Origin of the sequence: Halomonas sp. ML-15 (assembly GCF_014779595.1) — a bacterium.
Taxonomy (GTDB): domain Bacteria; phylum Pseudomonadota; class Gammaproteobacteria; order Pseudomonadales; family Halomonadaceae; genus Franzmannia.
In genome coordinates, this window is record NZ_JACXZT010000019.1 from 1,831,519 (window position 1) to 1,856,884 (window position 25,366).

Here is a 25,366-nt window from a genome sequence, read left to right on the forward strand (position 1 = left end):
GCGATGGATACCGGTATGCAAGCTCTCGGGCCCAGAATCAAGCAACTACGACTCAAGGCCGGCCTCAACAAGGCCGCGCTGGCGAGATTGGTCGGCGTATCCGACGTCACCATCTCCTACTGGGAGTCGGGTGCCATCAAGCAGATCGGCCATGAGCGACTGGTTGCACTGGCCAATGCGTTCGGCTGTCCGCTGGATGAACTGCTCAGCGAACGCTCCCCCGAAACGGCCCAGGTGTTTACCCTGACAACCACGCCGCCGGCGCCCTGGCACCCTCATCCTCGCCAGCACGTCAGCCTACCGGACAACCTGCTTGGCGATGCCCATCTCGGTGCGGATTGCTATCTGCTGACACCCGGTGAAGGCGAGAATATCGAATTCCTTGCACCGGGGGACCTGGCTGCCATCACCCCGCTCACCACCTTTCAGCGCCCGGGGCTCTATCTGCTCGAGTACCAGCAGTCTCTGCTGGTTCGTCATGTGCAACAAGGGCCGACGGGCGAGCTGCTACTGCTGTGCGACGGCCAATCTCTCGACCAGGCCGCCACGGCCGATGCCAGCCTGCGTCTCTATGGCAAGTTTCAGGCCCGCTGGCAGCTGCAGGCCACCTGAAGGATCCCCCTCCTCACTAGCTACCGTCGATGTAGCGAATGCTGCGCTGATCGCCCAGTTCGACCTGAGAGCGATAGCGCACCTCATTGCCCAAGCCGTGATTGGCCTCGCGTACCAGCTCGCCCTCGAGATGCTCGCCACGTTCACCGATGCGCTCGCGTATTGATGCTGGTTGCACGTTGGCCGGCGGCATGTTGACCTCGATCAGGTAGGTGCCATCGGGTAACCCGCTGCCGGGGCCAAACGGGCCGGCCTCGAAACTGCCCTCGGCACTGACATTGGCACTCGAACGCCAGCGAACCCGGCTCGACTCGCGCTCTACCACTATTTGCAGCTGCGTCCCTTCGGGCAGGTTGGTGACACCGCTGATCTGCATCTGACGGCGGTTATCCAGACGCGCATCGGTTTCGATCTCAACAGCCTCATTCATCACCTCTACCGCGGGGGCAGCCTCGGGCTCCTCGACCTCTGCGGTGTCCTCCGCGGCGTCCTGTTCTTCGACAACGGCCCCGCCGTTGTCATTATCGCCATCACTGCCACATCCCAGCAGTACGAGCGCCATCAGTACCACCCCAATTACCTGAACAGCTCGCTGCAGCGTCATGCGTATCCTCCCACAATGCATCCTGTGCAAACCCTACCACCTGTCGGCCATGGACACACCGCCAACGCCTAACATTGGTGCATTGGAGGGCCTCAACCGGATGGGGTTCAGAGCTAATACCAACACAAAAAAAAGCCCCCGGGGTAGGGGGCATACAACGGACTACTCTGTCGAAAGATGCAGACGGGAGCTGCATCGGTGGCTGGTACGACCCCAGACGGGAGAGTGAGTCGTGCCAGTCACAAGGTGTGACCCATGTGTCACGCCTCTAAATTTATACCATACCTATACAGACATCAACACCTAGTAGACTAATTTTCATTGGCCCACGTCGCAGGTCGCGCTGTTTCCGCGACGGCGCCGCACAGATCGAGTTCGACCTCACCCTTTGCGACCATGACGGTAAATGCCAGCTTCGTCGCTCACCTCTACCAGGTAGCAACTGGATGGGTACCGTCGTCGGCTCTTCCCCTTCACCGCCGGATGGATGTCGCCCACGAATGGCCCCAGGTAGTTCACTCGCATCAGCTCCCCCTCTTACCAGTCCATCACCTGCCGTTGCTCCATTAGCGCTTACCTGTGGCAGCGGCACAGGCCAATACTGTATAAAACATCAGCATCTAGCAAGAGGCACCTAACCATGCATCCCAACATCCCCTATTGCGCTCACATAGCACCGCCGCACCTGGCCCTGCCCCACCCGCTGGCCTTGGGCCGCGCCGGGCTATCCGGCTTTCCAAGCCCGGCACAGGACTACGAGGGCCGCACGCTTGACCTCAACGAACACCTCATCAAACGTCCCGCCAGCACATTTTTCATGAGCGTCACCGGCGACAGCATGGAGGCCTTCGGTATCTACGACGGCGACACTCTGGTCGTAGATCGTTCGCTAGACCCACGCCCCGGCCACATCCTCGTCGCCCTGGTCGAGGGCGAGATCACCGTTAAACGCTATCAACTGCTAGGCCAGCGCCCCTACCTCTGCTCAGGAAATCAGCGCTACCAGCCCATCGCCCTTACCGACCTGGACTGCCAGGTGTGGGGCGTCGTCCGCTCCGTCATTCACGAATTCCAGGTGTAGCCATGATCGGACTGATCGACTGCAACAACTTCTACGTCTCATGCGAGCGCGCCTTTAACCCTCGCCTCAACGGCCGCCCGGTCGGCATCATGTCCAACAACGACGGCTGCGTCATCGCCCGCAGCAACGAGATCAAACCACTGGTCGAGATGGGTGCTCCTGCCTTCCAGCTGCAGCACCTGGTGCGCAGCGGGCAGATCCATCTGCTGTCATCTAACTATGAGCTTTACGGTGACCTGAGCCGCCGGGTGCAAGCCGTGCTTGAGGAGTTCACCCCCGAGGTGGAGCCCTACTCCATCGACGAGATGTTCGCCCACTTTGAAGGCTTCACCCCGAGCGCGCTGCTGGAGCACGCTCGGGACGTGCATCACAAGGTGCGGCAATACACCGGCATCCCTGTCTGTGTGGGTATCGCACCGACTCGCACGCTCTCAAAGCTCGCCAACCGTGCTGCTAAGAAAATCGACGGCTACGGCGGCGTCTGCGTGCTCAACGCCGGCACCGCTGAGATGAAAGGGATCCTCCAGCGCACGCCCCTCGACGACATCTGGGGTGTAGGCGGCCGGCTGCGTGAGCGTCTCGCTGTCATGGGCCTGCGCACCGCCTGGGACCTGGCCCAGCAGGACCACAAGGCCATCAAGCGCAAATTCAGCACCACCCTAGAGCGCACCGTGCTCGAGCTCCAGGGCATACCCGCCATCGACATGAACGACCCCACCGAGCCACGCCAGCGCATCATGACCTCGCGCAGCTTTGGGCGCCTCACCGGCAACAAGGCCGAGATCCACGAAGCCATACGCCAGCACGGCCAGCGCAGCGCCGAGAAACTCCGCAGCCAGGACAGTCTCGCCCGCGCCGTGATGGTCTTCCTCAAGACCAACCGCCACCGGCCGGACCTACCACAGTACTCTCCCAGCGTGGTTGTGGAGCTGGAACGACCCACCGACGACAGCCGCGAGATACTCCACGCCACCAGCCACGCGCTCAACGAGATCTACCGGCCCAACTACCAGTTCATGAAAGCCGGTGTCATGCTGCTCGACCTGGTCGACGCCAACCGGCAGCAGCTCTCGCTACTCGACACCCCACAAAACGAAGCCCAGCGCGAGCGTAGCCATAAGTTGATGGCCACGCTGGATGATCTAAACAAGAAGATGGGCCGAGGCACCGTCAAACTCGGTACGCCCAGTCCTGGAGCTGCGTGGCATTTGCGTTGTGCTAAGCGCTCCAATAGATTTACAACACGATGGGAAGAAATTAAGACCATAAACTGTGATGTGACGGTATTCACCTGACAGTCGGCCATTGAAAGCGAAGTGGCCATAGTGCTCCCCGTGGGTTATAGAACGAGTGTCTGACGCTCGTCTGTAACACCATGAGGAAACGACTATGACCACCGAAGAAAAGGTAGCACGACGCAAGCTCAGTCTCCTAGAACTGGCCAAGGACCTGCAGAACGTTAGCAAGGCCTGCAAGGTGATGGGCTACTCCCGACAGCAGTTCTATGAGATCCGTCGCAACTATCAAACCTTCGGCTCTGAGGGGCTAATCGACAAGCTCCCTGGGCCACGGGGACCACACCCCAATCGCGTCAACGAAGAGATCGAAACCGCTATTCTCGAGCACAGCCTGGCCTTCCCTACCCACGGCCCTGTTCGAGTGGCTCAAGAACTGGCTCTACGTGGCATTCAGGTGAGCTCTACGGGCGTCAGAGGTGTGTGGGGGCGCCATGATTTGCTGACGCGCCATGAGCGCCTCCTGCGCCTCGAACGGGCCACACGCGAGCAGAAGATCGAGCTGACCGATGATCAGGTGCGTCACCTAGAGCGCTTCAGTCCTGAGTTCCGCGAGCGCCATATCGAGGTCCACCACACTGGTGAGCTGGTCGCCGTCGACACTTTCTTCGTCGGCACGCTCAAAGGCGTTGGCAAGGTCTACCTACAGTCGGTCATCGATTGCTTCAGCCGCTATGCTTGGGGCCGACTGTACACCAACAAACTGCCTGTCACGGCAGTCCATGTACTCAACAATGACGTGCTGCCCTTCTTCGAGTCACACAATGCCAGGATCAGCACAGTGCTCAGCGACAATGGCCGAGAGTTCTGCGGGCGCAAGGATCATCACCCGTATGAGCTATTCCTCCAGCTCGAAGAGATCGAGCACCGTACGACCAAAGTGCGCCGGCCGCAGAGCAACGGGTTCGTCGAGCGGCTGCACCGCACGCTCCTAGACGAGCACTTTCGCATCCAGGGCCGCACCAAGTGGTACGAAGCCCTGGAAGAGATGCAGACGGATCTGGATGACTACCTGATCATCTACAACACCAAGCGCCCCCACCAAGGCCGCAACATGAAGGGGATGACACCCTATGCCGTCTTCAAGAAAGGACTCCCGAAAGCGGCGAAGAAGGAGACCAGGAAAACGGTAGAGAACACTGCTTAACTATAGAGGCCCCACGGGGGCATGTGTCAGGTGATTACCATCACTGTACACGCAGTGGATCTCGCTGAATATCTGGATACAAAGAAAAAAGAGGCTAGAAAAAACTGGCACAAAATTAACAGCTAAACTTTCCCGGTTGCTAGAAATAGCAACCGGATACATTCACTTATAACCTAACTCAACATCACTCCGCATAAGAGCCACAAGGTTATTTCTTTTTTTAATAGGCTCGACAAGCATTTCATCTATTTTCTCAAGGTACTCCTTTACATATTTTTCTTGCCGCTCCCTCACGACTTTCAACCTGTTTAACAATTCATCTTCCCTAATATTTACACGCCAGTCCACAACACCGGTAGCACCAGATAAATTTCGTGCATTTCTTATCTCTGCCAGATCAGATCTATTCCTATCAAAATCTTTTTTAATTTCATTAATTTCATCATACATTTCATGGATTGGAACGGCATAATTATAAATATTAAATCCGCACATTATTAATTCTTTTCGAACACTAGTAGCTACCAGGTGTATTTCCTCATCTGCAACCAAGGGAATCCTAGCCAAGCAAATCATTTTTTTCTGGCAAAAATCGTCAGGACCACTTCCCTCGAGACTATGTTCTTTATGTAAATTAGTTAACAATCCAAAACACTCGTCTATTGCTTCTAGGGCTTGAGCATAAATCGTACTCTTTAGATCTCTACTTCTTACCCGATCATCATGAATAATCTGTCTCTCAGTTCTCCGTTCATTTGAGAGATTTGTCCTCCAAAGTACTAATAGAGCTACGGCACCTGTCACCAGACCCGACAACACAGGAGCTAGAGAGATTAACATATCATGTGCATTCATGATTATGGTTCCCTTTAAGTTTCAATGCTTCTGGTTTTAAGTGTGTATAGCGTTTCAACATATCCCAACTTTCATGCAGAGTGAACTGCTGGACCTCAACAATCTCGTACCCAGCCTCAAACAATCGCGAGGTCGCTTCATGGCGCAGATCGTGAAAGCGCAGATCGTCGATGCCGCTGGCGGCCGTGGCCGCCCGCCACCTGGTGCCGATCGACGAAGCATTATAAGGGAAAATCCTGTCTTCCCCTTTTGCCCTGGGCTGTCGCTGGATGATGACCATCGCATCAGCCGTGAGCTTAAAGCGCTTGTGGTTGCCCCACTTCTGCCTTGGGTGCTTGGCATCTCGCACCCAGCAGGTCGAGGCCTGCTCGTCGAGGTCGGACCACAGCAGCCGGGTAATCTCCTCTTGGCGTCTCGAGGAGACAATAGCGAAGTCCATGATGTCTTCCATGGGGATGATTGCGCTCGGCCGGATGCGCTGGGAGCGCTGGAAGTAGGCACGCAGCCGCTCGATCTCCGCCTGCGTCGGCCGCCGATTTCGCGACTTCGATTTACCGATCAAGCCCTTCGAGCGCAGCAATAGCTTAGCCGCCTCGAACTCACTGAGGTTCACCGGCATTTTCCAAGCTGCCACGGCCGTCTTCAGAATGATGCCCAACCACACGATGTCCTGGTTGATGGTAGCCGGCTTGATCCCGCTGTTGCTGCGCATCAAACCATGCTCAACGATCTGCTGACTGGTCAGCTCGGTGATCTGCACCCTGGCGATCGGGAAGCGCTTCAACTGCTCGATCGTCGCACGCTTGCTGCGTCCAGCGTTTTGGGCGAACTCATGAAGGTAGCGTTCGAAGGCATCTTGCAGGGACACATCACGCCACTTGGCTGTCAGAATACCGCCGGGCTGCATCAGCTCAAGCTCGCGGCGCTTGGCCCACTCCTCGGCCATCGCTTTCTTCGGAAAGGCACGCGACTCCGCGTGGCGGTGTCCTCCCCTGGTCATGCGCACCTGCGCAATGTATGAGAAACTGCCGTCCTTCTTTCTACGCTTGCGGATCGTTGCCACCAGTCCTCTCCTGGTACCAAATTGAAGTCGCGCCGGGTACCAAAAAAGTACCAACGCATGGTGTAATACTACGCAAAACTACTGTAAATATGAACAGCTATGACTGACAAGCCAAACGCCACAACCCGCATGGATACTGACATCACGCGCCCTGCGCTGGACAGGACATTCTCCGTCGCGCCTATGATGGATTGGACGACCCGCGACTACCGCGCCTTTGCGCGGACGCTGACGCGTCGTGCGCTGCTCTACACCGAGATGGTCACCACCGGGGCGCTGATCCACGGCAGCCCGCGTGAGCGCTTTCTCGGCTATAACGAGGTGGAGCACCCGCTGGCGCTGCAGCTGGGCGGCAGCGACGCCGGCGAGCTGGCCGAGTGCGCGGCGATGGCCGAGGCGTGGGGCTATGACGAGGTCAATCTCAACGTCGGCTGCCCCAGCGACCGTGTGCAGAACAATATGATCGGTGCCTGCCTGATGGGGCACCCGCACACAGTGGCGGCGGCGATCAAGGCGATGCAGGCGGCGGTCTCGATTCCGGTCACGGTCAAGTGCCGGATCGGCATCGACAACCAGGACGAGGACGCCGATCTGGCGCGCTTTATTGCCACGGTGGCGGATGCCGGCTGCGAGGTGTTTATCGTCCACGCGCGCAAGGCGTGGCTGCAGGGTCTCTCGCCCAAGGAGAACCGCGATGTGCCGCCACTCAACTACCCGCGGGTAGAGCGCCTCAAGCAGCAGCACCCCGAGCTGCATATCGGCATCAACGGTGGAATCAAGACCCTGGAGGCATGCCGCGAGCACCTGACGCGGGTGGATAGTGTCATGGTCGGCCGCGAGGCGTACCAGAATCCTTGGCTGCTGGCCGGCGTGGACGAGGCGCTATACGGCGAGCCGGGCCCCGCAAGCAGCCGCCATGCGGCGGCCCGGGCGTTCCGCCCCTATATCGCCCGGCGCCTGGCGCAAGGCGCCAAGCTCAACCACGTCACCCGGCATCTGCTGGGGCTGTTCCAGGGCCAGCCGGGGGGCCGCCGCTTCCGTCGCCATCTCTCCGAGCACGGCCACCTCGACGGCGCCTGCCTGCGGGTGTTCGATGACGCCCTGAGCCTGGTACCGGAACCCACCGCGCTCAGCGCCTGAGCCCAAGGCGTTTACTTGGCCGGTAACGGCTGGGGGTCATAGTCGGACTGGAACGACTCCACCGCGTTCTCGGCCTCTTCGATAGCGTCGAAACGCGCGACGTGGAACAGCGCCTCTCCCTCGTTGGCCAGCGGCAGGTTGCTCATGCCGATCACGATGCCATCAGCCGGTGCCAGCACTTCATCTTCGGCATTGCCGAACGGATCCGCCACCAGGCCCAGCACCTCGCCCTTGGCCACCCGCGCGCCCAGCCGCACTCGCGGCCGCAGGATTCCGTCGATCGGCGCCCGCGCCCAGCCCGAGCCGTTGGCCACCTCAGCAGGCGCCGGCGTGCGCCGGCGATGCTCGCCCGTCAGCATGCCGATGCGCCGCATCACCCGCAGCACACCGCGCACCCCTGGGGCGATGGCCCACTCGTCGAAGCGAAGCGCTTCACCGGCCTCGTAGGTCAGCACCGGTACCCCACGGTTCTGAGCATAGTGGCGCAGGCTACCCTCGCGCAGCTCGGCATTGAGAATTACCGGCGCGCCAAACGCCTCGGCCATGGCCTCGGTCTCGGGGTGAGTCTTCAGCTGAGCACGGATCTGCGGCAGGTTGGTGCGATGAATCGCCCCGGTATGCAGGTCGATGATATGGGTGGCGTGATCGACGATCTGCTCGCGGAACAGCGCCGCCACCCGGCCGCCCAGCGAGCCCGACTCGCTACCCGGAAAGCAGCGGTTGAGGTCACGACGGTCGGGAAGGTAGCGGGTGTGCTGAACGAAGCCGAACACGTTGACGATCGGCGCGGCAATTAGCGTACCGCGCAATCGCCGCAGCTGCTTGGAGCGCAGCAGACGGCGCACGATCTCGACGCCGTTGATCTCGTCACCGTGAATGCCCCCACACACCAGCAGCACCGGTCCGGCCTGGCGGCCATGCACCACCTCGACAGGAATATGCAGTGGCGCATGGGTATACAGCCGGGCCACCGGCACGTCGATCTGTAGCCGGTCACCGGGCGCCACGTGGGTACCGGCAATCTCAAAGGGCGCGCGAGCCATACCACTATCCTGTGCGGGGAAACGATGCGGCCTGTTATACCGTGCTGGGTGGCGCTTGGCGAATTATGTTGAGGTGGACCATAAGTATACAGTCATGAATGTAAGTAAGCTGGCATTGGGGTATAATCGTTTCACGAACGTAACCGTTGCGAGAACGCCGCTACATGGCCAGACGAACCAAAGCCGAAGCAGAAGCCACCCGTGAAGCCCTCCTGGATGCCGCCGAGGATGTCTTCTTTGAACACGGCGTGGCGCGCACTTCGCTCGAGCAGATCGCCCGCCACGCCGGGATGACCCGCGGCGCCCTCTATTGGCACTTCAAGAACAAGGCCGACCTCTTCATGGCCCTGATAGAGCGCGTGCGCATGCCATTCGAAGAGCTCGTCGATACCCTGCACAACCCCCACCTCCTCGACGAACCTCTCGATGCACTGCGCCTCGCCCTCAACAACGGTTTCACGCGGCTCGAACAGCCACGCAGTCACCGTGTTCACTCAATTCTTCTGCACCGCTGCGAGTTCTTCAGCGATATCAATCCGCTGGAGATGCAGAACCGGCTAGCCCAGGAGTGCTACCAGGAGTTCTGCGCACAGCTGCAGCGCGCCCATGAACTCGGTCAGCTGCGCGACGACCTCTCTCCCGAGACGGCCGCACGCATGCTCCAGGCAACCCTCGGCGGCCTTTTCCACGACTGGCTGCGTGACCCTGAGCGCTACTCGATCCGCGAGCGCGGCGAGGAACTATTGGGAACCCTGCTGCACATGATGCGACGCTAACCCTCCTCCATACATAGCAGCGGGCCGCCCCAAGGGGCGGCCCGCTGCATTCCGCTGCTACGTTAGCCGGCACATTACACGTCGGCAGGCTGCTCACCGGGAAGATCGCTCTCCCAGCCACCGCCCAGCGCCTTGAATAGCGTGGCGGTCGCGGTCAGTCGGTCGCGCACCGCCTCGGCCAGCGCCAGCTCGGCGGAGAGCAGCGCGCGCTGAGCATCGAGCACCTCGATAAAGCCGACAAAGCCCTCGCGATAGCGCACCTCAGCGAGCTCCTGGGTGCGACGGATCGCCTCGACCTGCTCGCGGGTCGCCTCGACCCGGTCGCCGCTGGTCTCGTAGCTGACCAGGGCATCGCGCACTTCGTTGAAGGCCAGATTCACGGTCGCCAGATACTGCGCCTCGGCCTGCTCGGCCAGCGCTTCAGCAGTGTCGACACGCGAGCGGGAACGGCCGAAATCGAAGATCGGCCCCATTACCGTGGCCCCCAGCCCCCAAGTCTGGGCTGCAGAGGTGAACAGATCACTGGCGTCGCCGGCAGCGGTGCCGAGCAGCCCGCTGAGATTGAGGCTCGGCAGTCGGCTGGCCTCGGCGATGCCGATGCCGGCACTGGCGGCGACCAACCCAGCCTCGGCGGAGCGGATGTCCGGTCGCCGCTCGAGCAGAGTCGACGGCAGCATGCTGGGGACACCGGTGGGCAACGCGATATCGTCGAGGCGAGTGTCACCGAAGTCGAGCTCATCGAACAGCTCCGCCGGCGAGAGCCCCACCAGCGCCGCTAGTGCGCCTTCCAGAGAACGCACACGCTGCACCTGTGCCGGTAGCTGGGCGCGAGTGGTCTCGAGCTCCGACTGTGCCTGGCGCAGCGCCAGCTCATCGGTTTCACCGGAGTCGAAGCGAATCTGCTCGAGACGGAAGGTCTCCTCCCGTGACTCCAGGGTGCTCTCGGTAATCCGCCGCTGCTGCTCGGCGCTCTTGAGGTCGAAGTAGGTCGCCACCACATCGGTGATCACATTGAGGCGCACCGCATCGTGGGCAAACACGCTCTCCTCGAGCAGCGCCTCGGAGGCCTCACGCTCGCGCGCAAGGCGCCCCCACAGGTCGATCTCGTAGCTCAGTTGGCCAGCCACAGAGAAGGTATTGGCGGTGGACTCGACGCCCAATGGTGAGGCGGTCGCCGGCGTGCGGTCGCGGGAGGCCTCGGCCTGAGCACCCACCGAAGGCAACTGCTCGGCCCGTGACAGGCCCAGCTGCGCCCGCGCCTCCTGAATCCGCGCCAGCTGCAGGCGAATATCCAGGTTCTCGGCGGCGGCCCGTTCGACCAGCGCGTCGAGCCGCGGGTCCTCGAACTGGCGCCACCAGTGACGCCACTCACTGCGCTCCTCCTCGGCCAGCAGCACATGTTCAGGCCACTCGTCGGGCAGGGCGATGTCCGGGGCCCGATAGTCGGGCCCCACGGCGCAGCCAGCCAGCACGGCGGCGAAGACCAGCGGCACCGCCAGGCGCGTGATGCACCGGGTTGACGCGAGATTGGGATCAGACATGCTTCTGCTCTCCCTGCTCGAGACGCTGGGCACGACGCTCACGGCCACGCGAGCCCAGATCATCCATCAATTTATAGAAGAGTGGCACGAACAGCAGCGCCAGTGTACTGGCGAAGATCATGCCCCCTACCACCACGGTACCGATCTCCTGACGACTGGCTGCCCCCGCACCGCTGGCAAACACCAGCGGCAGGGTGCCGATGATAAAGGTCAGCGCGGTCATGATGATGGCCCGGAAACGCTGCCTGGCGGCAGACAGGGCGGCATCGAAGGAGGACATTCCGGCGCGACGGTTCTGCGCCGCAAACTCGACGATCAGGATGGCGTTCTTGGCCGCCAGACCGATCAGTACCAGCAGCCCCACCTGGAAATAGATGTCATTGGGGAAGCCGCGCAGCATCGCCGCCAGCGAGGCGCCCAGCACCCCGAACGGCACCGCCGAGGCCACCGCCAGCGGCAGCGTCCAGCGCTCATACTGGGCAGCCAGGATCAGGAATACCATCACCAGCCCCAGGCCGAAGGCCAAGCCGCCAGCCCCCGCCGCGGCATCGAGCTGATAAGCCTCGCCGGTCCAGCCCAGCGAGCTGTCACCGTCGGTGAGCACCTCGGCGGCCACCGCATCCATAGCCTCCTTGGCCTGACCGGTGGTATAGCCCGGCGCGGCGTCGGCGAGGAATTTGGCCGCGCTGTTGACGTTAAAGCGGTTGATGATGTCCGGCCCCGGCTGGCGCTCCAGCGTTACCAGCGTCGACAGTGGCAGCATCTCGCCACTGTCGGAGCGCACGAACACCTTGTTGAGATCCTCCGGCTGACCGCGGAACTCCGCTTCCGACTGCAGATTCACCTGCCAGTTGCGCCCGGCCAGGGTGAAGTCGTTGACGTACAGCGAGCCGAAGGTGCTCTGCATGGTCTCGAAGATCTGATTGATCGGCACGCCCATGGCGCGCGCCTTTTCGCGATCGACCTCGGCGTTGAAACGCGGAATGTTGGTATCCAGGGTAGTCCGCGCATTGACCAGCTCAGGGCGCTCATTGGCGGCAGCGGCCAGCCGCTGAGCCAGCTCGGCGATCTCGTCCGGAGTGCTGTCACCGCGCACCTCAAGATAGCCCTCGACGCCGCCGGTCAACGACAGGCCCTGGATCGGCGGGGGCGTAAAGGCCAGCACGTTGGCATCGGGGATGCCCGCCCCCATGCCCATGATCCGACCCGCCAGTGAAGCCGCGTCCTGGCCTTCACCGGTACGCTCGCTCCAATCGGCGAGGTTGGCGAAGCCGACCCCGGTATTGCTACGCAGCGAACCGGCGATGATGTCAAAACCGGCGAAGCTGGTGAACTGATCGACCTCGTCCATGTCCGTGAGCATCGCCGAGACCCGGTCACGCACACTTTCGGTACGCGACAGCGCGGATACCGCCGGCAGCTGGTAGACCACCAGTGCCACGCCCTGGTCCTCCTGGGGCACCAGGCCGGGGGCCATGCGGCTCATCGAGAACAGCGTCGCGGCCAGCACCCCGATGAACAGCACGCAGCCGATCAGCGCATGGCGCAGCAGCTTGTTGACCAACCAGGCAAAGCCGCTGGTGAACTTGTCGAAGCCGCGGTTGAAGAGCTGGAAGGGCTTGGCCACCTTGTGCTTCTGACCATCCAGCAGCAGCGCACACATCGCCGGAGTCAGGGTCAGGGCCACCACCCCGGAGACCACCACCGAGATGGCGATGGTGACGGCGAACTGACGGTAGAGCTCGCCGGTCAGGCCGCCAAGGAAGGTCACCGGCGCGAATACCGCGACCAGCACCAGGGTCGAGGAGAGCACCGCCCCGGATACTTGCTGCATGGTCTGGATCGACGCTTCGCGCGCCTGCAGGCCCTTCTCGCGCATCAGGCGGTCGACGTTCTCGAGCACGATAATGGCATTATCGACCACGATGCCGATCGACAGCACCAACCCGAACAGGGTCAGCAGATTGACCGAGAAGCCCAGCGCCAGCATGCCGGCGAAGGTACCGATCAGCGACACCGGAATCGCCGCCACCGGAATCAGCGTGGCGCGCAGATGCTGCAGGAATAGGAAGGTCACCACGACTACCAGCGCCACCGCGATCAGCAGGGTGATGAACACCTCCTGGATCGATATCTCGACGAACTCGGTAGTGTCGTAGGGAATCGTGTATTCGACCCCTTCCGGGAACCTCTCGGATATCTCGTCCAGCGCATCGCGCACCGCGTCGGCGGTCTCCAGGGCATTGGCGCCAGGCTGCAGGTAGATGCCCATGGGTACGGCGTTCTGGCCGTTGTAGGTGGCGGTAAAAGCGTAGTTTTGAGAGCCCAGCTCAGCGCGGGCCACATCGCCCAGGCGCAGGCTGCCGCCATCCTCGTCGGCGCGCAGGATGATGTTCTCGAACTCTTCCGGGTCGGAGAGCTGACCGCGGGTGGTCACCGTGAAGGTAAACGCCTGGTCATCCACCGAAGGCTCGGCGCCCAGCTGGCCGGCGGCAAACTGGGCATTCTGTTCGCGAATCGCCGCGGCCACGTCAGACGGGGTGAGATCGAACTGCGACAGCTTGTCCGGGGAGAGCCACACCCGCATCGAGTAGTCCTGGGCGCCGAACAGCGAGGCATCACCGACCCCAGGAATCCGCACCAGCTCATCGAGCACGTTGAGCAGCGCATAGTTGGAGATGAACAGCGGGTCCTGGCTACCATCCGGCGAGTACATCACCGGTACCATCAGGATATTGGTCGAGCGCGCCTCGACCCTCACGCCCTGGTCGCGGACCTGCTGCGGCACTCGCGCCAGGCCGGCCTGCACGCGGTTGTTGACGTTGATCGCCGCCTGGTCAGGGTCGGTGCCCATCTCGAAGGAGACGGTAATCTGCAGGCTGCCGGCGTCAGTGGCACTCGATTCCATGTAGATCATGTCATCGACGCCGTTGATCTCCTGCTCCAGCGGCGCCGCCACCGATTCGGCCAGCACCTCGGCGCTGGCACCGGGATAGTTTGCCTGCACCACGATCTGCGGCGGTACTACATCAGGATACTGCTCCACCGGCAGCGCGCGCAGTGCGGCAAGGCCGGCCAGCACGATGACGATGGAGATGACCGAGGCGAAGATCGGCCGGTCAATGAAGAACCTTAGCATCACGCCTCCTCGTCATCGGGGACTTGCTGTTCGGCGTCGAATGCCGATTGCTCGGCTTCTTCAGCGGCTTCCTCGTCGTCTTCGACCTCAGACGCCGACACATCCATGCCGTCCCGCAAGGCAACCTGGCCGTTGACCACCACGCGGTCACCGGCCTCGAGGCCGTCGATGACGATCTGTTGACCCTGCTGCACCGCCCCCAGCTGCACGGTGCGCGAACGCGCCTTATCCTCGTCGTCGACCACGAACACCTGCGGCCCCTCGCTGCCCTGCCCCACCGCCTGGGGCGGAATCAGGAAGGCATCTTCGAGGGTCTGCACCACCACTCTCACGCGTACGAATTGACCGGGAACCACCTCACCATCGGCGTTGGAGAACACCGCCCGCGCCGAGACGCTGCCGGTACGCGGATCGATGGTGCTGTCAGTGAAGTCGACCTGGCCAGTCTCACCGTAGTCGCTGCCGTCAGGCAGTATCAGTGTCGCCTGACGCGGCGACTCATCGCCGTTGGCGGCCATCGCCCGGCGCGCGGTGCGCTGCAGGGCAGCGTCATTCTCCGGCAGCGAGAAGCGCACATGAATCGGATCCTGCTGCGTCACACTGGTCAGCAGGGTGCCGCGCTCGATAAGACTGCCTTCGGGGAAGCTTTCGAGGCCGGTCACCCCGGCCAGCGGCGCGGTAACCTCGGTATAGTCGAGGTTGAGCTCGGCATCAGCGACGCCGGCTTCCGCCAGCGCATAGCGCGCCTCAGCCAGCTCGCGCCCCGACAGCGCGGTATCCCGCTCGCGCTCGCTGACAGCATTCTGCTCGAACAGCGACGAGATCCGCTGCCACTCACGGCGCGCCTGATTGAGATCGGCCTGGGCATTGGCACGCTCGGCCTCGGCGCGGCGCAGGGCGATCTGGTAAGGCTCCGGGTCAATGCGAAACAGCGCATCCCCCTCGTCGACTACCTGCCCTTCGGTGTACAGACGCTCCTCGAGAATACCCTCGACCCGGGCCCGCACCTCAACGGCACGCGACCCGCGAGCGCGCCCGGCATACTCCTGTACCACCTCGATATCGCGCGGCTCGACGCTTACCACCGACACCGTGGTCGGCGGCTGGCCGTCTGCTCCTCCACCTGGAGGCCCCTCATCCTCACCATTCTGACCGCAGGCGGTCAGGCCAACGCTCATCAGGCCTGCCAATAGCAGGATTCGCATCGGGGTTGCGCCCGCTCGGAATGCCGGTTGCATGAGGTGCCTCCAAGTGTGAAACGTGTCAGCGACTCCATCCCTCGAGTCACCTGGAAAGGTGCGCATTATAGTTACATTCATGTATGTATGGAAGTCTTGCGCCCACTCGAGAAACGTGGACAGCGCAACGCGGGCAAGGCTAATACCTCAACCAATGTTGAGGTCAAGCGTCGATCCAGCGCTGTCTGACCTGCGCATTGATGCAATGCAGCACAGCATAGCTGGAAACTTGGCCGACGCTAACATACAATCACGAATGTTTTGAATCGATGCAACACACCTGATCCCCGCTGCCCTGGCTCTCTGCCGGGGGGATGCGGAACTCCCGACGGTACAAACGTTTGAATTAACACTGCCATATTGGCGCTTACGCTCGACCATGGCATCTACAAGGAGGTAGTGATGAGATCCGCCTGCAGACTCATGCTGATCGTCACGCTGGGCTTGTCCGGCTGCGGCGGAGAACAGGACACGCCCGCCGATAGCGCTCGGGTCGTCAAGCTGGTCGACGCCACCTCGGCACAGCAGCCGCTCAGTCGGCGCTTCGTGGGCCGAGTGGATGCTCGCCAGACGGTCGACTTGTCCTTTCGGGTCGGCGGTCAGTTGAGTGAACTTCCGGCCACGCCCGGCACCGTGATTCCCCAGGGTGAGATGATTGCCCGGCTCGACCCCACCGACTATCAACTGGCCGAACGCCGCGCCGAAGCCGAGCATCGGCAGGCCACCAGCACGCTGTCACGCCAGCGTAACCTGCTCGAACAAAATGCCGTGTCGCGCTCGGTCTTCGAGGAAGCCGAGACACAGTATGCGTTGACCGAGGTGCAGCTCGACAACGCCCGCCAGGAGCTCTCCTACAGCGTGATCGAAGCGCCCTTCGACGCCCTGATTACCCGCCGCATGGTCGATAACCACACCAATGTGCAGCCCAACACGGAGATCGTGCGGGTGCAGGATATCGGCGAACTCCGGGTCAGAATCAATATCCCCGAAGGGCTGATCCGCTATATCGACGAGCCGGAGCGCTTCGACATCGACGCGCAGCTGGTATCGATGCCCGGCCAGCGACTGCCGCTGGTCTATCGCGAGCACGTCACCGAGCCCGATGAGGTCGCTCAGACCTACGAGGTATCGCTGGCCTTCCAGGACCAGGACGCCGTGATCGCTCTGCCGGGGATGACCGCCAGCGTCAGCGTGACGCCGCGGGAGGTCGTCGAACTGCCCGGCGTGAGCATTCCCGTCAGCGCTGTTGCCAAGGACAACGCCGGCGACTTCCGGGTCTGGCGCTACGCCGAAGAGGACGGCACGGTACACCCGCAGCCGGTGGTGGTCGGCGAGATTCAGGGCAGCCGCATCGCCGTGCTGTCGGGACTCGATGCCGGTGACACCATCGTCGCCGCCGGGGTGCATGCGCTGCGCGATGGCATGCGTGTCAGACCCATGCAAGACGCACTCTAGGAGCGCGATATGGATATCGCTAGATACGCCATCGACAGGCCCCTCTATACCTGGCTGATCGTCACCGTCTGTCTGCTGGGCGGCTTGTGGGGCTTCAATAGCGTGGGCAAGCTCGAGGATCCCTCGTTCACCATTCCCAACGCCATCATCACCACCCAATACGCCGGTGCTACCGCCCAAGAGGTCGAGGAGGAGGTCACCGAGCGACTCGAGCGTGCGATCCAGGAGATGCAGCAGATCGATGTCATCGAGTCGACCTCGATGCCCGGGCGCTCCGAGATCGAGGTCGAGGTCAAGTCCACCTATCGCGGCCACGAGCTGCCGCAGATCTGGGACGAACTGCGGCGCAAGGTCAATGACGCCCAGGGCCAGCTGCCGGATGGCGCCTCGGCATCGCAGGTCAATGACGACTTCGGCGAGGTCTATGGCCTGTTCTATGCCGTCACCGCCGACGGCTACAACGAGCATGAGATCAGCGATATCGCGCGTTTCTTGCAGCGCGAGCTGCTCACCGTGCCGGGCGTGGCGCGGGTGACGACCGCCGGCGTGCGCGACGAAACCCTCTATATCGATATCCCCAACGAGCGCCTGACGACGCTAGGCATTCCCGTCGACCAGCTCGTCAATACCATCCAGACCGAAAACAGCGTCGAAGATGCCGGTTCACTGCGCGTCGATGACCGCCATGTGCGCATCGTGGCCCGTTCCCAGGTGGACAGCGTGGAGAATATCGAGGCGCTTCGCGTCGGGCGCCCAGGCACGACCGAACAGATCTCGCTGGTGGACATCGCCAACGTCTACCGCCAGCCCACGGAAGTGCCCAACCACCTGATACGTCACAACGGAGAGCAGGCCTTCACGCTGGCGGTGGCGGGTATCGAGACCGAGAACATCATCGAGGTGGGCGCCGCCGTCGAGGCCCATCTCGATGGCCTGGAGGAGCGCATCCCGCTGGGCGTGGAGCTGTCACCGATCTATGAACAGCACCGCGTCGTCGACGATGCCATCAACGACTTCCTGATCAATCTCGCCATGTCGGTGGCCATCGTGATCGGCGTGCTCTGCCTGTTCATGGGCTGGCGCGTCGGCGTGGTGGTCGGCTCCACGCTACTGCTGACGGTACTCGGCACCCTGCTGTTCATGGGCCTCTTCGGGCTCGAGATGGAGCGCATCTCGCTGGGTGCGCTGATCATCGCCATGGGCATGCTGGTCGATAATGCCATCGTCGTCGCCGAGGGCATGCTGATCAACATCAAGCGCGGGTTATCGGCCAGGGAGGCCGCAAGCAAGGCCGCCAAGCGCACCCAGCTGCCTCTGCTTGGTGCCACCGTGATCGGCATCATGGCCTTCTCCGGCATCGGCCTGTCGGATGACGTCACCGGCGAGTTCATGTTCTCGCTGTTCATGGTGATTCTGGTGTCACTGCTGCTCAGCTGGCTGCTTGCCATCACCGTCACCCCGCTGTTCGGCTACTACTTGCTGAACCGCGTCGAGAGCAGCGAGCGCGACCCTTACCGCGGCAAGGTCTACCGCCTGTACCGGAAATGCCTGGGGCTGGCGCTACGCGCCCGAACGCTGACCATCTCGGCGCTGGTGATCGTCACCGGCACCTGCATGTGGGCCTTTGGCGCCATTCCACAGTCGTTCTTTCCCGACTCGAATACGCCACTCTTCTATGTCAACTACAGCCTGCCCCAGGGCAGCGACATTCGAGCCACTGAGCGCGATGCCATCGAGATCGACCGCTACCTGCAGGCTCAGGAAGGTGTCGAGTCGGTCTCGAGCTTCATCGGCCAGGGGGCAACACGCTTCATGCTGACCTACGCGCCGGAACAACCCAACCCCGCCTATGCCCAGTTCATCATTCGCGCCGAAAGCCTCGACAAGATTCCCGAACTCGACCGCACCATCTACCGTGAGCTGAGCGACGCCTATCCAGAGGCCGAAGTCCGCACCCAGCGGCTGCAGTTCGGCCCCGGTGACGGCGCCAAGATCGAGGCGCGGTTCAAGGGCCATGACCCGCAGGTACTGCGCGAACTGAGCGAGGAGGCGCAGCGGCGCATGCGGGATGCGCCAGCACTGATCGACGTGCGTCACAGCTGGCGTGAGCAGGAGCTGGTTGTCGCGCCGGCGATCAACGAAGAGCGCGCCCGCATCGCCGGCATCAATCGTGACGATATCGCCCAGACCCTGCAGTTCTCTTCCTCGGGTATCCGCGCAGGCACCTATCGCGAAGGGGACAATCTCATTCCGATCGTTGCCCGTCCGCCAGAGGATGAGCGTCACGATGTGGCGGCACTTGCTGACCGCATGGTGTGGAGCGGTACTGAACAGCGCTTCATCCCCATCACCCAGGTCGTCGACGCCTTCGAAACCCGCAGCGAAGAGGCGCTGATCATGCGCCACAACCGGGTGCGTGCCCTCACCGCCGAAGCCGACCCTGCCGAGGGTTACACCGCCAACGCCGCCCTGGCCACCATTCGTGACGACATCGAAGCCATCCCCCTTCCCCCCGGCTATCAATTGGAGTGGGGTGGCGAGCACGAGGACTCCAGCCAAGCCCAGGCGGCACTGGCCACCCAGTTGCCCATCAGCCTGCTGGTGATGCTGCTGACCTCGATACTGCTGTTCGGCAAACTCCGGCAGCCGCTGATCATCTGGCTGGTGGTTCCGATGTCGGTATGCGGGGTAGTCATCGGCCTGCTGCTGACCGGACTGCCGTTCTCCTTCACCGCCCTGCTCGGCATGCTCAGCCTGTCGGGGATGTTGATGAAGAACGCCATCGTGCTGGTTGACGAGATCGACGACCAGATCGCCTCGGGCAAGGCGCGCCTCAGCGCCTTGATCGAGGCCAGCGTCAGTCGTCTGCGGCCGGTATTCCTGGCCGCCAGCACTACAATCCTCGGCATGCTGCCGCTGCTCACCGACGCCTTCTTCAACAGCATGGCGGTGACCATCATGGGTGGCCTGGCCTTCGCCTCCATTCTCACCCTGGTCGCCGTGCCGGTGCTCTATGCGCTGCTGTTCCGGATTGGCCAGGATGAAACCCAGGCCGAGACTCCCCACCCGTAACACCACCGACCGGCCCCACACGAGGGCCGGTCGACGATTCAAGCAAACAGCGTCGCACTAGCACCAGCAGTGTTTGAGGTTGCGACGCAGCATCATGAATCCTACTTTAGATACAAATAATATCACTTCCATTCAAACGAATGTTCTAGTCTAGTAACCAGTAGCAACTCGGTGGCAGTGATCCTGCCGCTGCTTTTCACAACAACGACAAGCTAAGGAGAGATCCTCTATGCTTAAGCAACGTGCCCTGCTCGGGGCCTGCATTACCCTCGGACTGCTGTCTACCCCGCTATATGCCGACACCCTGCGCATCTCCATCATGGGCGAGCCCGCCTCCCTCGATCCACACAAGATCAGCGGCACCTGGGAAAACGATGTGGCCGGCGATCTGTTCGAAGGCCTCATCACCGAAGCCGCGGACGGCGAACGCATCCCCGGTGTGGCCGAGTCCTGGGAGATCTCCGACGATGGCACCGTCTATACCTTCCACTTGCGCGAGAACGCCCGCTGGTCAGATGGCGAGCCCGTCAGCGCCGAGGATTTCGTGTTCGCGTTCCGGCGCATCCTGAACCCGGCCACCGCCGCCGACTATGCCTATCTGCTCTATCCAGTAAAGAATGCCGAAGCGGTGTACACCAGCGAGGCGGATCCCGAGACGCTGGGCATCGAGGCGCTAGACGACCACACGCTGCAGATCACCCTCGAGCGCTCGACTCCCTACTTCCTCGACCAGCTCTCCCACTACACCGCCTATCCGGTGCCGCGCCATGTGGTCGAGGAGCACGGCGACGCCTGGTCGCGCCCCGGCAACATGGTGTCCAATGGCCCCTTCGCCCTGGAACGCTGGCAGTCCCAGACGCGTATCGAAGCGGTGCGCAACGCCCATTATCACAGCCATGACGACGTCGCCCTGGATCGTGTCATCTACTTCCCCATCGAGGAGCGCAACACCGCCTTGAATCGCTTCCGGGCCGGCGAGATCGATGTCGCCCGAGACTTCCCCACCCAGCAGTACGGCTGGCTGCAGGACAACCTCCCCGACGCTACCCAGACAGCCCCTTTCCTCGGCATCTACTATTTCGTGGTCAACTCTCGCGACGGCCACCCCACCGCCGACCCACGGGTGCGCGAGGCGCTGAGCCTGGCCACTCGTCGCGAAGTGATCACCGAGCAGATTCTCGGTACCGGCGAAGAGCCCGCCTATAGCTTCGTGCCCCCCGGCGTCAGCCACTACGAACCCCAGCAGCCCGAGTGGGTCGAGCTGAGTCAGGACGAGCGCATGGCCCGCGCCAGTGAGCTCATGCAGGACGCCGGCTATGGCCCCGATAACCCGCTGGAGCTGATGCTGCGCTACAACACCAGCGAGGATCACCGCCGCGTCTCCATCGCCCTGGGCGCGATGTGGGAGCCACTCGGTGTCGAGGTCGACCTCTACAACTCCGAGGTCGCCGTCCACTACACCGATCTGCGCCAGGGCGATTTCGACGTCGGACGCGCCGGCTGGATCGGCGACTACAACGATGCCCAGAACTTCCTGAGCCTGCTGGAGAGCGGGGTCGCCAACAACTATGGCGCTTACAGCAATCCGGAGTTCGACGCCCTCATGGCTCAGGCCGCCGACACCCAGGACCTCGACGAGCGTGGCGAGATCATGGCCCAAGCCGAGCGCCTGGCGCTCGACGATGCCGCCGTACTGCCCATCTACTACTACGTCTCGCGCAATCTGGTGAACCCAGCGCTACAGGGCTGGGAGAACAATATCGAGGATATCCACCGCTCACGCTGGGTCTCCTTCGAGGACTGAGCTCCACTTCTCCTGAATGCATCGAAAAGGCCCTGGACTCCCGGGGCCTGGGGATACCTGCATGCTGTATTACGTCTTCAAACGCCTGTTACAGGCCATTCCTACCCTATTGATCGTCATCACCGTGTCGTTCTTCCTGATGCATATGGCCCCGGGAGGCCCCTTCGACGGCGAGCGCCAGCTGCCCGCCGAAATCGAGGCCAACCTGCTGGCCACCTATCATCTCGACCAGCCGGTGTGGAAACAGTACCTGCTCTACATGGGCAACCTGCTGCAAGGCGATTTCGGCCCCTCCTTCCGCTACAAGGACTTCAGCGTCACCGAGCTGATCATGCAGGGCTTTCCGGTCAGTCTCGAGCTCGGCCTGTGGGCCATCGGCCTGGCGCTGCTGATCGGCATGCCCCTTGGCATCATCGCCGCCATCAAGCGCAATTCCACGGTCGACTATATGGTCATGGGGACCGCCCTGGCGGGCGTGGCCGTGCCCAACTTCGTGATCGCCCCCCTCTTGGCACTGGTGTTCGGCGTGCTGCTCGCCTGGCTACCCGTAGGCGGCTGGAACGATGGCCACTGGCGCAACATGGTGCTGCCGGTGGTGGCGCTGTCGATTCAGCAGATCGCCTATATCGCCCGCATGATGCGCGCCAGCATGATCGAAGTGCTCGGCAGCCAGTATATCCGTACCGCTCGCGCCAAGGGGCTCGCCGAGCATGAGGTGATCTGGGGGCATGCCCTGCGCCCTGCATTGTTGCCGGTGGCCTCCTACCTCGGCCCGGCCATCGCCGGCATCATCACCGGCTCAGTGGTCATCGAGCAGATCTTCGGCATTCCCGGTATCGGCCGCTACTTCGTCCAGGGGGCGCTCAATCGCGACTACACCCTGGTGATGGGCACGGTGGTGTTCTATGGCGCACTGATCGTGCTGGTCAACCTGATCGTCGATCTCCTCTACTCCGCCCTCGACCCGCAGATTCGCTATGACAACTAAACCGATTCCCACAACGACGCCTCTCGATGGCAACGCCGCGGGCGAGAGTCTGGCCGGCGAGGCTTGGCGGCGACTCAAGCAGAACCGCGCCGCCATTGTCAGCCTCTATCTGCTGGGCATTATCGTCATCGCTTGCGTGGCCGGCCCCTGGTTGACGCCATGGGGGCTCAATGAAGTCAACTGGAACGCCTTCACCGCGCCCCCCAGCATTACCGATGGCCACTTTGCAGGCACCGATGCCAACGGCCGCGACCTGCTCACCCGCACCCTCTACGGTGGACAGATATCGCTCTCGGTGGCGCTGGTCGCGACCCTCGTCTCGCTGGTGATCGGCGTACTCTACGGCGCCATCGCCGGCTATATGGGCGGCCGCGTCGACAACCTGATGATGCGCTTCGTCGACATCATGTACTCGCTGCCCTTCATGTTCCTGGTGATCCTGCTGATGGTGGTGTTCGGCCGCAACATCCTGCTGATCTATGCCGCCATCGGTGCCGTAGAGTGGCTCGATATGGCGCGTATCGTGCGTGGCCAGACCCTGGCGTTGAAGCGCCGCGAGTTCGTCGAGGCGGCGCATGCCCTCGGCGTCAAGAGCACCACCATCGTCACCCGTCACCTGATCCCCAATACCCTGGGGCCGGTGATCGTCTACGTCACCCTGACGGTACCCAAGGTGATCCTGCTGGAGAGTTTCCTGTCGTTCCTCGGCCTCGGCGTGCAGGAGCCGATGACCAGTTGGGGGGTGCTGATCAGCGAGGGCAAGGACATCATGCAGAGCGCGCCCTGGATGCTGCTCGTGCCCTCCGCCTTCCTGGCCATCACCCTGCTATGTCTCAACTTTCTGGGCGACGGTCTACGTGACGCCCTCGACCCCAAGACGCGCTGAGGTAGCCCGATGACTGCACCTTTACTTGAAATCGAGCGACTGCAGGTCGACTTCCAGCTACCGCAGGGCAGCGTCTCGGCGGTCAAGGGACTCGACCTGCATATCCATGCGGGCGAAACCCTGGCACTGGTGGGGGAGTCGGGCTCCGGCAAGTCGATCTCCTCGCTGGCGATCATGCGCTTGCTGCCGGAGCTGGCTGAGCCCAGCGGCACCATTCGCTGGCGCGGCAAGCAGGGCGAAGAGCTGCTGCTCGACGTACCTCTGCGCCGCATGCGCCAGATCCGCGGCAACGAGATATCGATGATCTTCCAGGAGCCGATGACTTCGCTGAACCCGCTGCAGCGCATCGGCGCTCAGGTGCGTGAGGTGCTCAAGAAGCACACCGCACTGCGTGGCAAGGCCGCCGACGAGCGGGTCATCGAGCTATTCGAGCAGGTCGGGATACCCGAGCCGCGGCGGCGCATCGCCAGCTACCCCTACGAGCTCTCCGGCGGCCAGCGCCAGCGGGTGATGATCGCCATGGCGCTGGCCTGCGAGCCCGAGCTGCTGATTGCTGACGAGCCGACCACCGCACTCGATGTCACCGTGCAGGCGCAGATCCTGCGTCTGCTCAAGGACCTCCAGCAGCGCTACGGCATGGCGATCCTGTTTATCACCCACGACCTGGGGATCGTGCGTCACTTCGCCGACCGGGTCTGCGTGATGCGCCACGGCGAGGTCGTCGAGGCAGCCTCGACCAAGGCCCTCTTCAGCGCTCCGCAGCACCCCTACACACGCATGCTGATCGACGCCGAACCCAGCGGCCGCAAGGCGCCTGTTGCCCAGAGCGAACCGCTGCTTCTCGAAGCGCGGAACATAAAGGTACGCTTTCCCCTCAAGAAGCGTCTGTTTCGCCCCAGTGAATATTTCGAGGCGGTGCGCGGCATCGACCTCGATATCCGCCGCGGCCAGACCGTGGGTATCGTCGGCGAGTCGGGCTCAGGCAAGTCGACGCTCGGCCGTGCCCTGCTGCGACTGCTCAAGAGCTCTGGCGATATCCGCTTCGACGAGACGGAGCTGACCCACCTCGACGGCAATGCCATGCGCCCGATCCGCTCACGTATGCAGGTGGTGTTCCAGGACCCCTTCGGATCTCTGTCGCCGCGTCTGACGGTGGGCGAGATCGTCAGCGAAGGCCTGCGCGTGCACTATCCTCTGCTGACGCGCCGTGATCGCGTGGCTCGGGTTATCGAAGCGCTCGAGGAGGTCTCCCTGGATCCCGATATGCGCCAACGCTATCCCCACGAGTTCTCGGGAGGACAGCGTCAGCGTATCGCCATCGCCCGTGCGCTGGTGCTCAAGCCGGAGTTCCTGCTGCTCGATGAACCCACCTCGGCGCTGGATCGCTCGGTGCAAGCCACAGTGATCGACCTGCTGCGCACGCTGCAGGCCAGGCATGGCCTCACCTACCTGTTTATCAGCCACGACCTGGCGGTGGTGCGTGCCCTGGCCGATAGCGTGATCGTGATGCGTCAGGGCGAGGTGATAGAGCAGGGCGAGACCGAGGCGCTGTTCCGCTCCCCACGCGAGACCTACACCCGCGAGCTGATGCGGGCAGCCTTCCTCGACGAGGCCTCATGATAGAGCA

Annotated in this window: 19 protein-coding genes; 12 read left to right on the plus strand and 7 right to left on the minus strand. The window is 62.4% G+C overall.

Translation table 11 applies throughout. The features are described 5' to 3' along the window. Positions 1 to 15 precede the first annotated feature (15 nt). On the plus strand, positions 16 to 612 hold the full coding sequence (locus IEI94_RS22700) for a helix-turn-helix domain-containing protein (RefSeq protein ID WP_224750210.1): 597 nt from the start codon (positions 16 to 18) through the stop codon (positions 610 to 612). Positions 613 to 628: 16 nt separating this feature from the next. Here the strand turns inward: IEI94_RS22700 and IEI94_RS20260 are convergent, their stop codons facing one another. Next, positions 629 to 1,216: a hypothetical protein gene (locus tag IEI94_RS20260; protein ID WP_191169017.1), complete on the minus strand. Its 588-nt coding sequence runs from the start codon at positions 1,214 to 1,216 to the stop codon at positions 629 to 631. Between the two features lie 640 nt (positions 1,217 to 1,856). On the opposite strand from IEI94_RS20260, the gene IEI94_RS20265 reads away from it, so the two are divergent. From IEI94_RS20265 to IEI94_RS20275, 3 genes are all read left to right on the plus strand, one after another. Next, positions 1,857 to 2,297: a LexA family protein gene (locus tag IEI94_RS20265; protein ID WP_191169018.1), complete on the plus strand. Its 441-nt coding sequence runs from the start codon at positions 1,857 to 1,859 to the stop codon at positions 2,295 to 2,297. A 2-nt stretch (positions 2,298 to 2,299) separates the two neighbouring features. Continuing rightward, a complete protein-coding gene (locus tag IEI94_RS20270) occupies positions 2,300 to 3,592 on the plus strand; it encodes a Y-family DNA polymerase (protein ID WP_191169019.1) in 1,293 nt (430 codons plus the stop codon). A 94-nt stretch (positions 3,593 to 3,686) separates the two neighbouring features. Beyond that, a complete protein-coding gene (locus IEI94_RS20275; protein WP_191169020.1) occupies positions 3,687 to 4,739 on the plus strand; it encodes an IS481 family transposase in 1,053 nt (350 codons plus the stop codon). A gap of 162 nt (positions 4,740 to 4,901) precedes the next feature. Here the strand turns inward: IEI94_RS20275 and IEI94_RS20280 are convergent, their stop codons facing one another. Both IEI94_RS20280 and IEI94_RS22905 read right to left on the minus strand, forming a co-directional pair. Beyond that, positions 4,902 to 5,594 carry a hypothetical protein gene (locus IEI94_RS20280; protein ID WP_191169021.1) on the minus strand — a complete coding sequence of 231 codons (693 nt, stop codon included), beginning with the start codon at positions 5,592 to 5,594 and terminating at the stop codon, positions 4,902 to 4,904. Continuing rightward, positions 5,581 to 6,657, minus strand: a complete 1,077-nt coding sequence (locus IEI94_RS22905; protein ID WP_191169022.1) for a tyrosine-type recombinase/integrase — start codon at positions 6,655 to 6,657, stop codon at positions 5,581 to 5,583. The genes IEI94_RS20280 and IEI94_RS22905 overlap by 14 nt, the downstream gene beginning before the upstream one ends. 183 nt (positions 6,658 to 6,840) lie before the next feature. Here IEI94_RS22905 and dusA point away from each other — a divergent pair, with 183 nt between their 5' ends. Continuing rightward, on the plus strand, positions 6,841 to 7,797 hold the full coding sequence (dusA, locus tag IEI94_RS20290) for a tRNA dihydrouridine(20/20a) synthase DusA (protein WP_412030918.1): 957 nt from the start codon (positions 6,841 to 6,843) through the stop codon (positions 7,795 to 7,797). Between the two features lie 11 nt (positions 7,798 to 7,808). Here dusA and IEI94_RS20295 read toward each other — a convergent pair whose 3' ends face one another. Continuing rightward, a complete protein-coding gene (locus tag IEI94_RS20295) occupies positions 7,809 to 8,840 on the minus strand; it encodes a succinylglutamate desuccinylase/aspartoacylase family protein (RefSeq protein ID WP_191169024.1) in 1,032 nt (343 codons plus the stop codon). A 164-nt stretch (positions 8,841 to 9,004) separates the two neighbouring features. On the opposite strand from IEI94_RS20295, the gene IEI94_RS20300 reads away from it, so the two are divergent. After that, positions 9,005 to 9,616, plus strand: a complete 612-nt coding sequence (locus IEI94_RS20300; protein ID WP_191169025.1) for a TetR family transcriptional regulator — start codon at positions 9,005 to 9,007, stop codon at positions 9,614 to 9,616. 74 nt (positions 9,617 to 9,690) lie between these two features. Here the strand turns inward: IEI94_RS20300 and IEI94_RS20305 are convergent, their stop codons facing one another. The 3 genes from IEI94_RS20305 to IEI94_RS20315 are packed head-to-tail and all read right to left on the minus strand — an operon-like array spanning position 9,691 to position 15,534. Then, on the minus strand, positions 9,691 to 11,157 hold the full coding sequence (locus IEI94_RS20305) for an efflux transporter outer membrane subunit (RefSeq protein WP_191169026.1): 1,467 nt from the start codon (positions 11,155 to 11,157) through the stop codon (positions 9,691 to 9,693). Then, the gene (locus IEI94_RS20310; RefSeq protein WP_191169027.1) at positions 11,150 to 14,296 is read right to left on the minus strand and encodes an efflux RND transporter permease subunit; all 3,147 of its coding nucleotides are present in this window, start codon (positions 14,294 to 14,296) and stop codon (positions 11,150 to 11,152) included. Before IEI94_RS20310 ends, IEI94_RS20305 begins: the two co-directional genes overlap by 8 nt. Next, positions 14,296 to 15,534 (minus strand): efflux RND transporter periplasmic adaptor subunit, encoded by a 1,239-nt coding sequence (locus IEI94_RS20315; RefSeq protein ID WP_191169028.1) that lies wholly within the window; start codon positions 15,532 to 15,534, stop codon positions 14,296 to 14,298. Before IEI94_RS20315 ends, IEI94_RS20310 begins: the two co-directional genes overlap by 1 nt. Before the next feature lie 402 nt (positions 15,535 to 15,936). Here IEI94_RS20315 and IEI94_RS20320 point away from each other — a divergent pair, with 402 nt between their 5' ends. The 6 genes from IEI94_RS20320 (at position 15,937) to IEI94_RS20345 (ending at position 25,359) form a co-directional block, all read left to right on the plus strand. Further along, entirely contained in the window at positions 15,937 to 16,989 is a 1,053-nt protein-coding gene (locus IEI94_RS20320) for an efflux RND transporter periplasmic adaptor subunit (RefSeq protein ID WP_191169029.1), read from the plus strand. A gap of 9 nt (positions 16,990 to 16,998) precedes the next feature. Next, the gene (locus tag IEI94_RS20325) at positions 16,999 to 20,061 is read left to right on the plus strand and encodes an efflux RND transporter permease subunit (protein WP_191169030.1); all 3,063 of its coding nucleotides are present in this window, start codon (positions 16,999 to 17,001) and stop codon (positions 20,059 to 20,061) included. 229 nt (positions 20,062 to 20,290) lie between these two features. Next, the gene (locus tag IEI94_RS20330) at positions 20,291 to 21,865 is read left to right on the plus strand and encodes a peptide ABC transporter substrate-binding protein (RefSeq protein WP_191169031.1); all 1,575 of its coding nucleotides are present in this window, start codon (positions 20,291 to 20,293) and stop codon (positions 21,863 to 21,865) included. A 61-nt stretch (positions 21,866 to 21,926) separates the two neighbouring features. Next, positions 21,927 to 22,853 carry an oligopeptide ABC transporter permease OppB gene (gene oppB, locus IEI94_RS20335; protein WP_191169032.1) on the plus strand — a complete coding sequence of 309 codons (927 nt, stop codon included), beginning with the start codon at positions 21,927 to 21,929 and terminating at the stop codon, positions 22,851 to 22,853. Next, a complete protein-coding gene (locus tag IEI94_RS20340) occupies positions 22,843 to 23,739 on the plus strand; it encodes an ABC transporter permease (protein ID WP_191169033.1) in 897 nt (298 codons plus the stop codon). The genes oppB and IEI94_RS20340 overlap by 11 nt, the downstream gene beginning before the upstream one ends. A gap of 9 nt (positions 23,740 to 23,748) precedes the next feature. Beyond that, positions 23,749 to 25,359, plus strand: coding sequence for an ABC transporter ATP-binding protein (locus IEI94_RS20345; protein WP_191169034.1), 1,611 nt, complete (start codon positions 23,749 to 23,751; stop codon positions 25,357 to 25,359). Positions 25,360 to 25,366: the final 7 nt, after the last annotated feature.

Excerpts from the sequence above, each read along its gene's own strand:
- IEI94_RS20320 (WP_191169029.1), top strand. The coding sequence starts at position 15,937 with ATGAGATCCGCCTGCAGACTCATGCTGATCGTCACGCTGGGCTTGTCC.
- IEI94_RS20295 (WP_191169024.1), bottom strand. The coding sequence starts at position 8,840 with ATGGCTCGCGCGCCCTTTGAGATTGCCGGTACCCACGTGGCGCCCGGT.
- IEI94_RS20325 (WP_191169030.1), top strand. The coding sequence starts at position 16,999 with ATGGATATCGCTAGATACGCCATCGACAGGCCCCTCTATACCTGGCTG.
- dusA (WP_412030918.1), top strand. The coding sequence starts at position 6,841 with ATGATGGATTGGACGACCCGCGACTACCGCGCCTTTGCGCGGACGCTG.
- IEI94_RS20340 (WP_191169033.1), top strand. The coding sequence starts at position 22,843 with ATGACAACTAAACCGATTCCCACAACGACGCCTCTCGATGGCAACGCC.
- IEI94_RS20345 (WP_191169034.1), top strand. The coding sequence starts at position 23,749 with ATGACTGCACCTTTACTTGAAATCGAGCGACTGCAGGTCGACTTCCAG.
- IEI94_RS20330 (WP_191169031.1), top strand. The coding sequence starts at position 20,291 with ATGCTTAAGCAACGTGCCCTGCTCGGGGCCTGCATTACCCTCGGACTG.
- IEI94_RS20280 (WP_191169021.1), bottom strand. The coding sequence starts at position 5,594 with ATGAATGCACATGATATGTTAATCTCTCTAGCTCCTGTGTTGTCGGGT.
- IEI94_RS20260 (WP_191169017.1), bottom strand. The coding sequence starts at position 1,216 with ATGACGCTGCAGCGAGCTGTTCAGGTAATTGGGGTGGTACTGATGGCG.
- IEI94_RS20265 (WP_191169018.1), top strand. The coding sequence starts at position 1,857 with ATGCATCCCAACATCCCCTATTGCGCTCACATAGCACCGCCGCACCTG.
- IEI94_RS20270 (WP_191169019.1), top strand. The coding sequence starts at position 2,300 with ATGATCGGACTGATCGACTGCAACAACTTCTACGTCTCATGCGAGCGC.
- IEI94_RS20275 (WP_191169020.1), top strand. The coding sequence starts at position 3,687 with ATGACCACCGAAGAAAAGGTAGCACGACGCAAGCTCAGTCTCCTAGAA.
- IEI94_RS20305 (WP_191169026.1), bottom strand. The coding sequence starts at position 11,157 with ATGTCTGATCCCAATCTCGCGTCAACCCGGTGCATCACGCGCCTGGCG.
- IEI94_RS20310 (WP_191169027.1), bottom strand. The coding sequence starts at position 14,296 with ATGCTAAGGTTCTTCATTGACCGGCCGATCTTCGCCTCGGTCATCTCC.
- IEI94_RS22700 (WP_224750210.1), top strand. The coding sequence starts at position 16 with ATGCAAGCTCTCGGGCCCAGAATCAAGCAACTACGACTCAAGGCCGGC.
- oppB (WP_191169032.1), top strand. The coding sequence starts at position 21,927 with ATGCTGTATTACGTCTTCAAACGCCTGTTACAGGCCATTCCTACCCTA.
- IEI94_RS20315 (WP_191169028.1), bottom strand. The coding sequence starts at position 15,534 with ATGCAACCGGCATTCCGAGCGGGCGCAACCCCGATGCGAATCCTGCTA.
- IEI94_RS20300 (WP_191169025.1), top strand. The coding sequence starts at position 9,005 with ATGGCCAGACGAACCAAAGCCGAAGCAGAAGCCACCCGTGAAGCCCTC.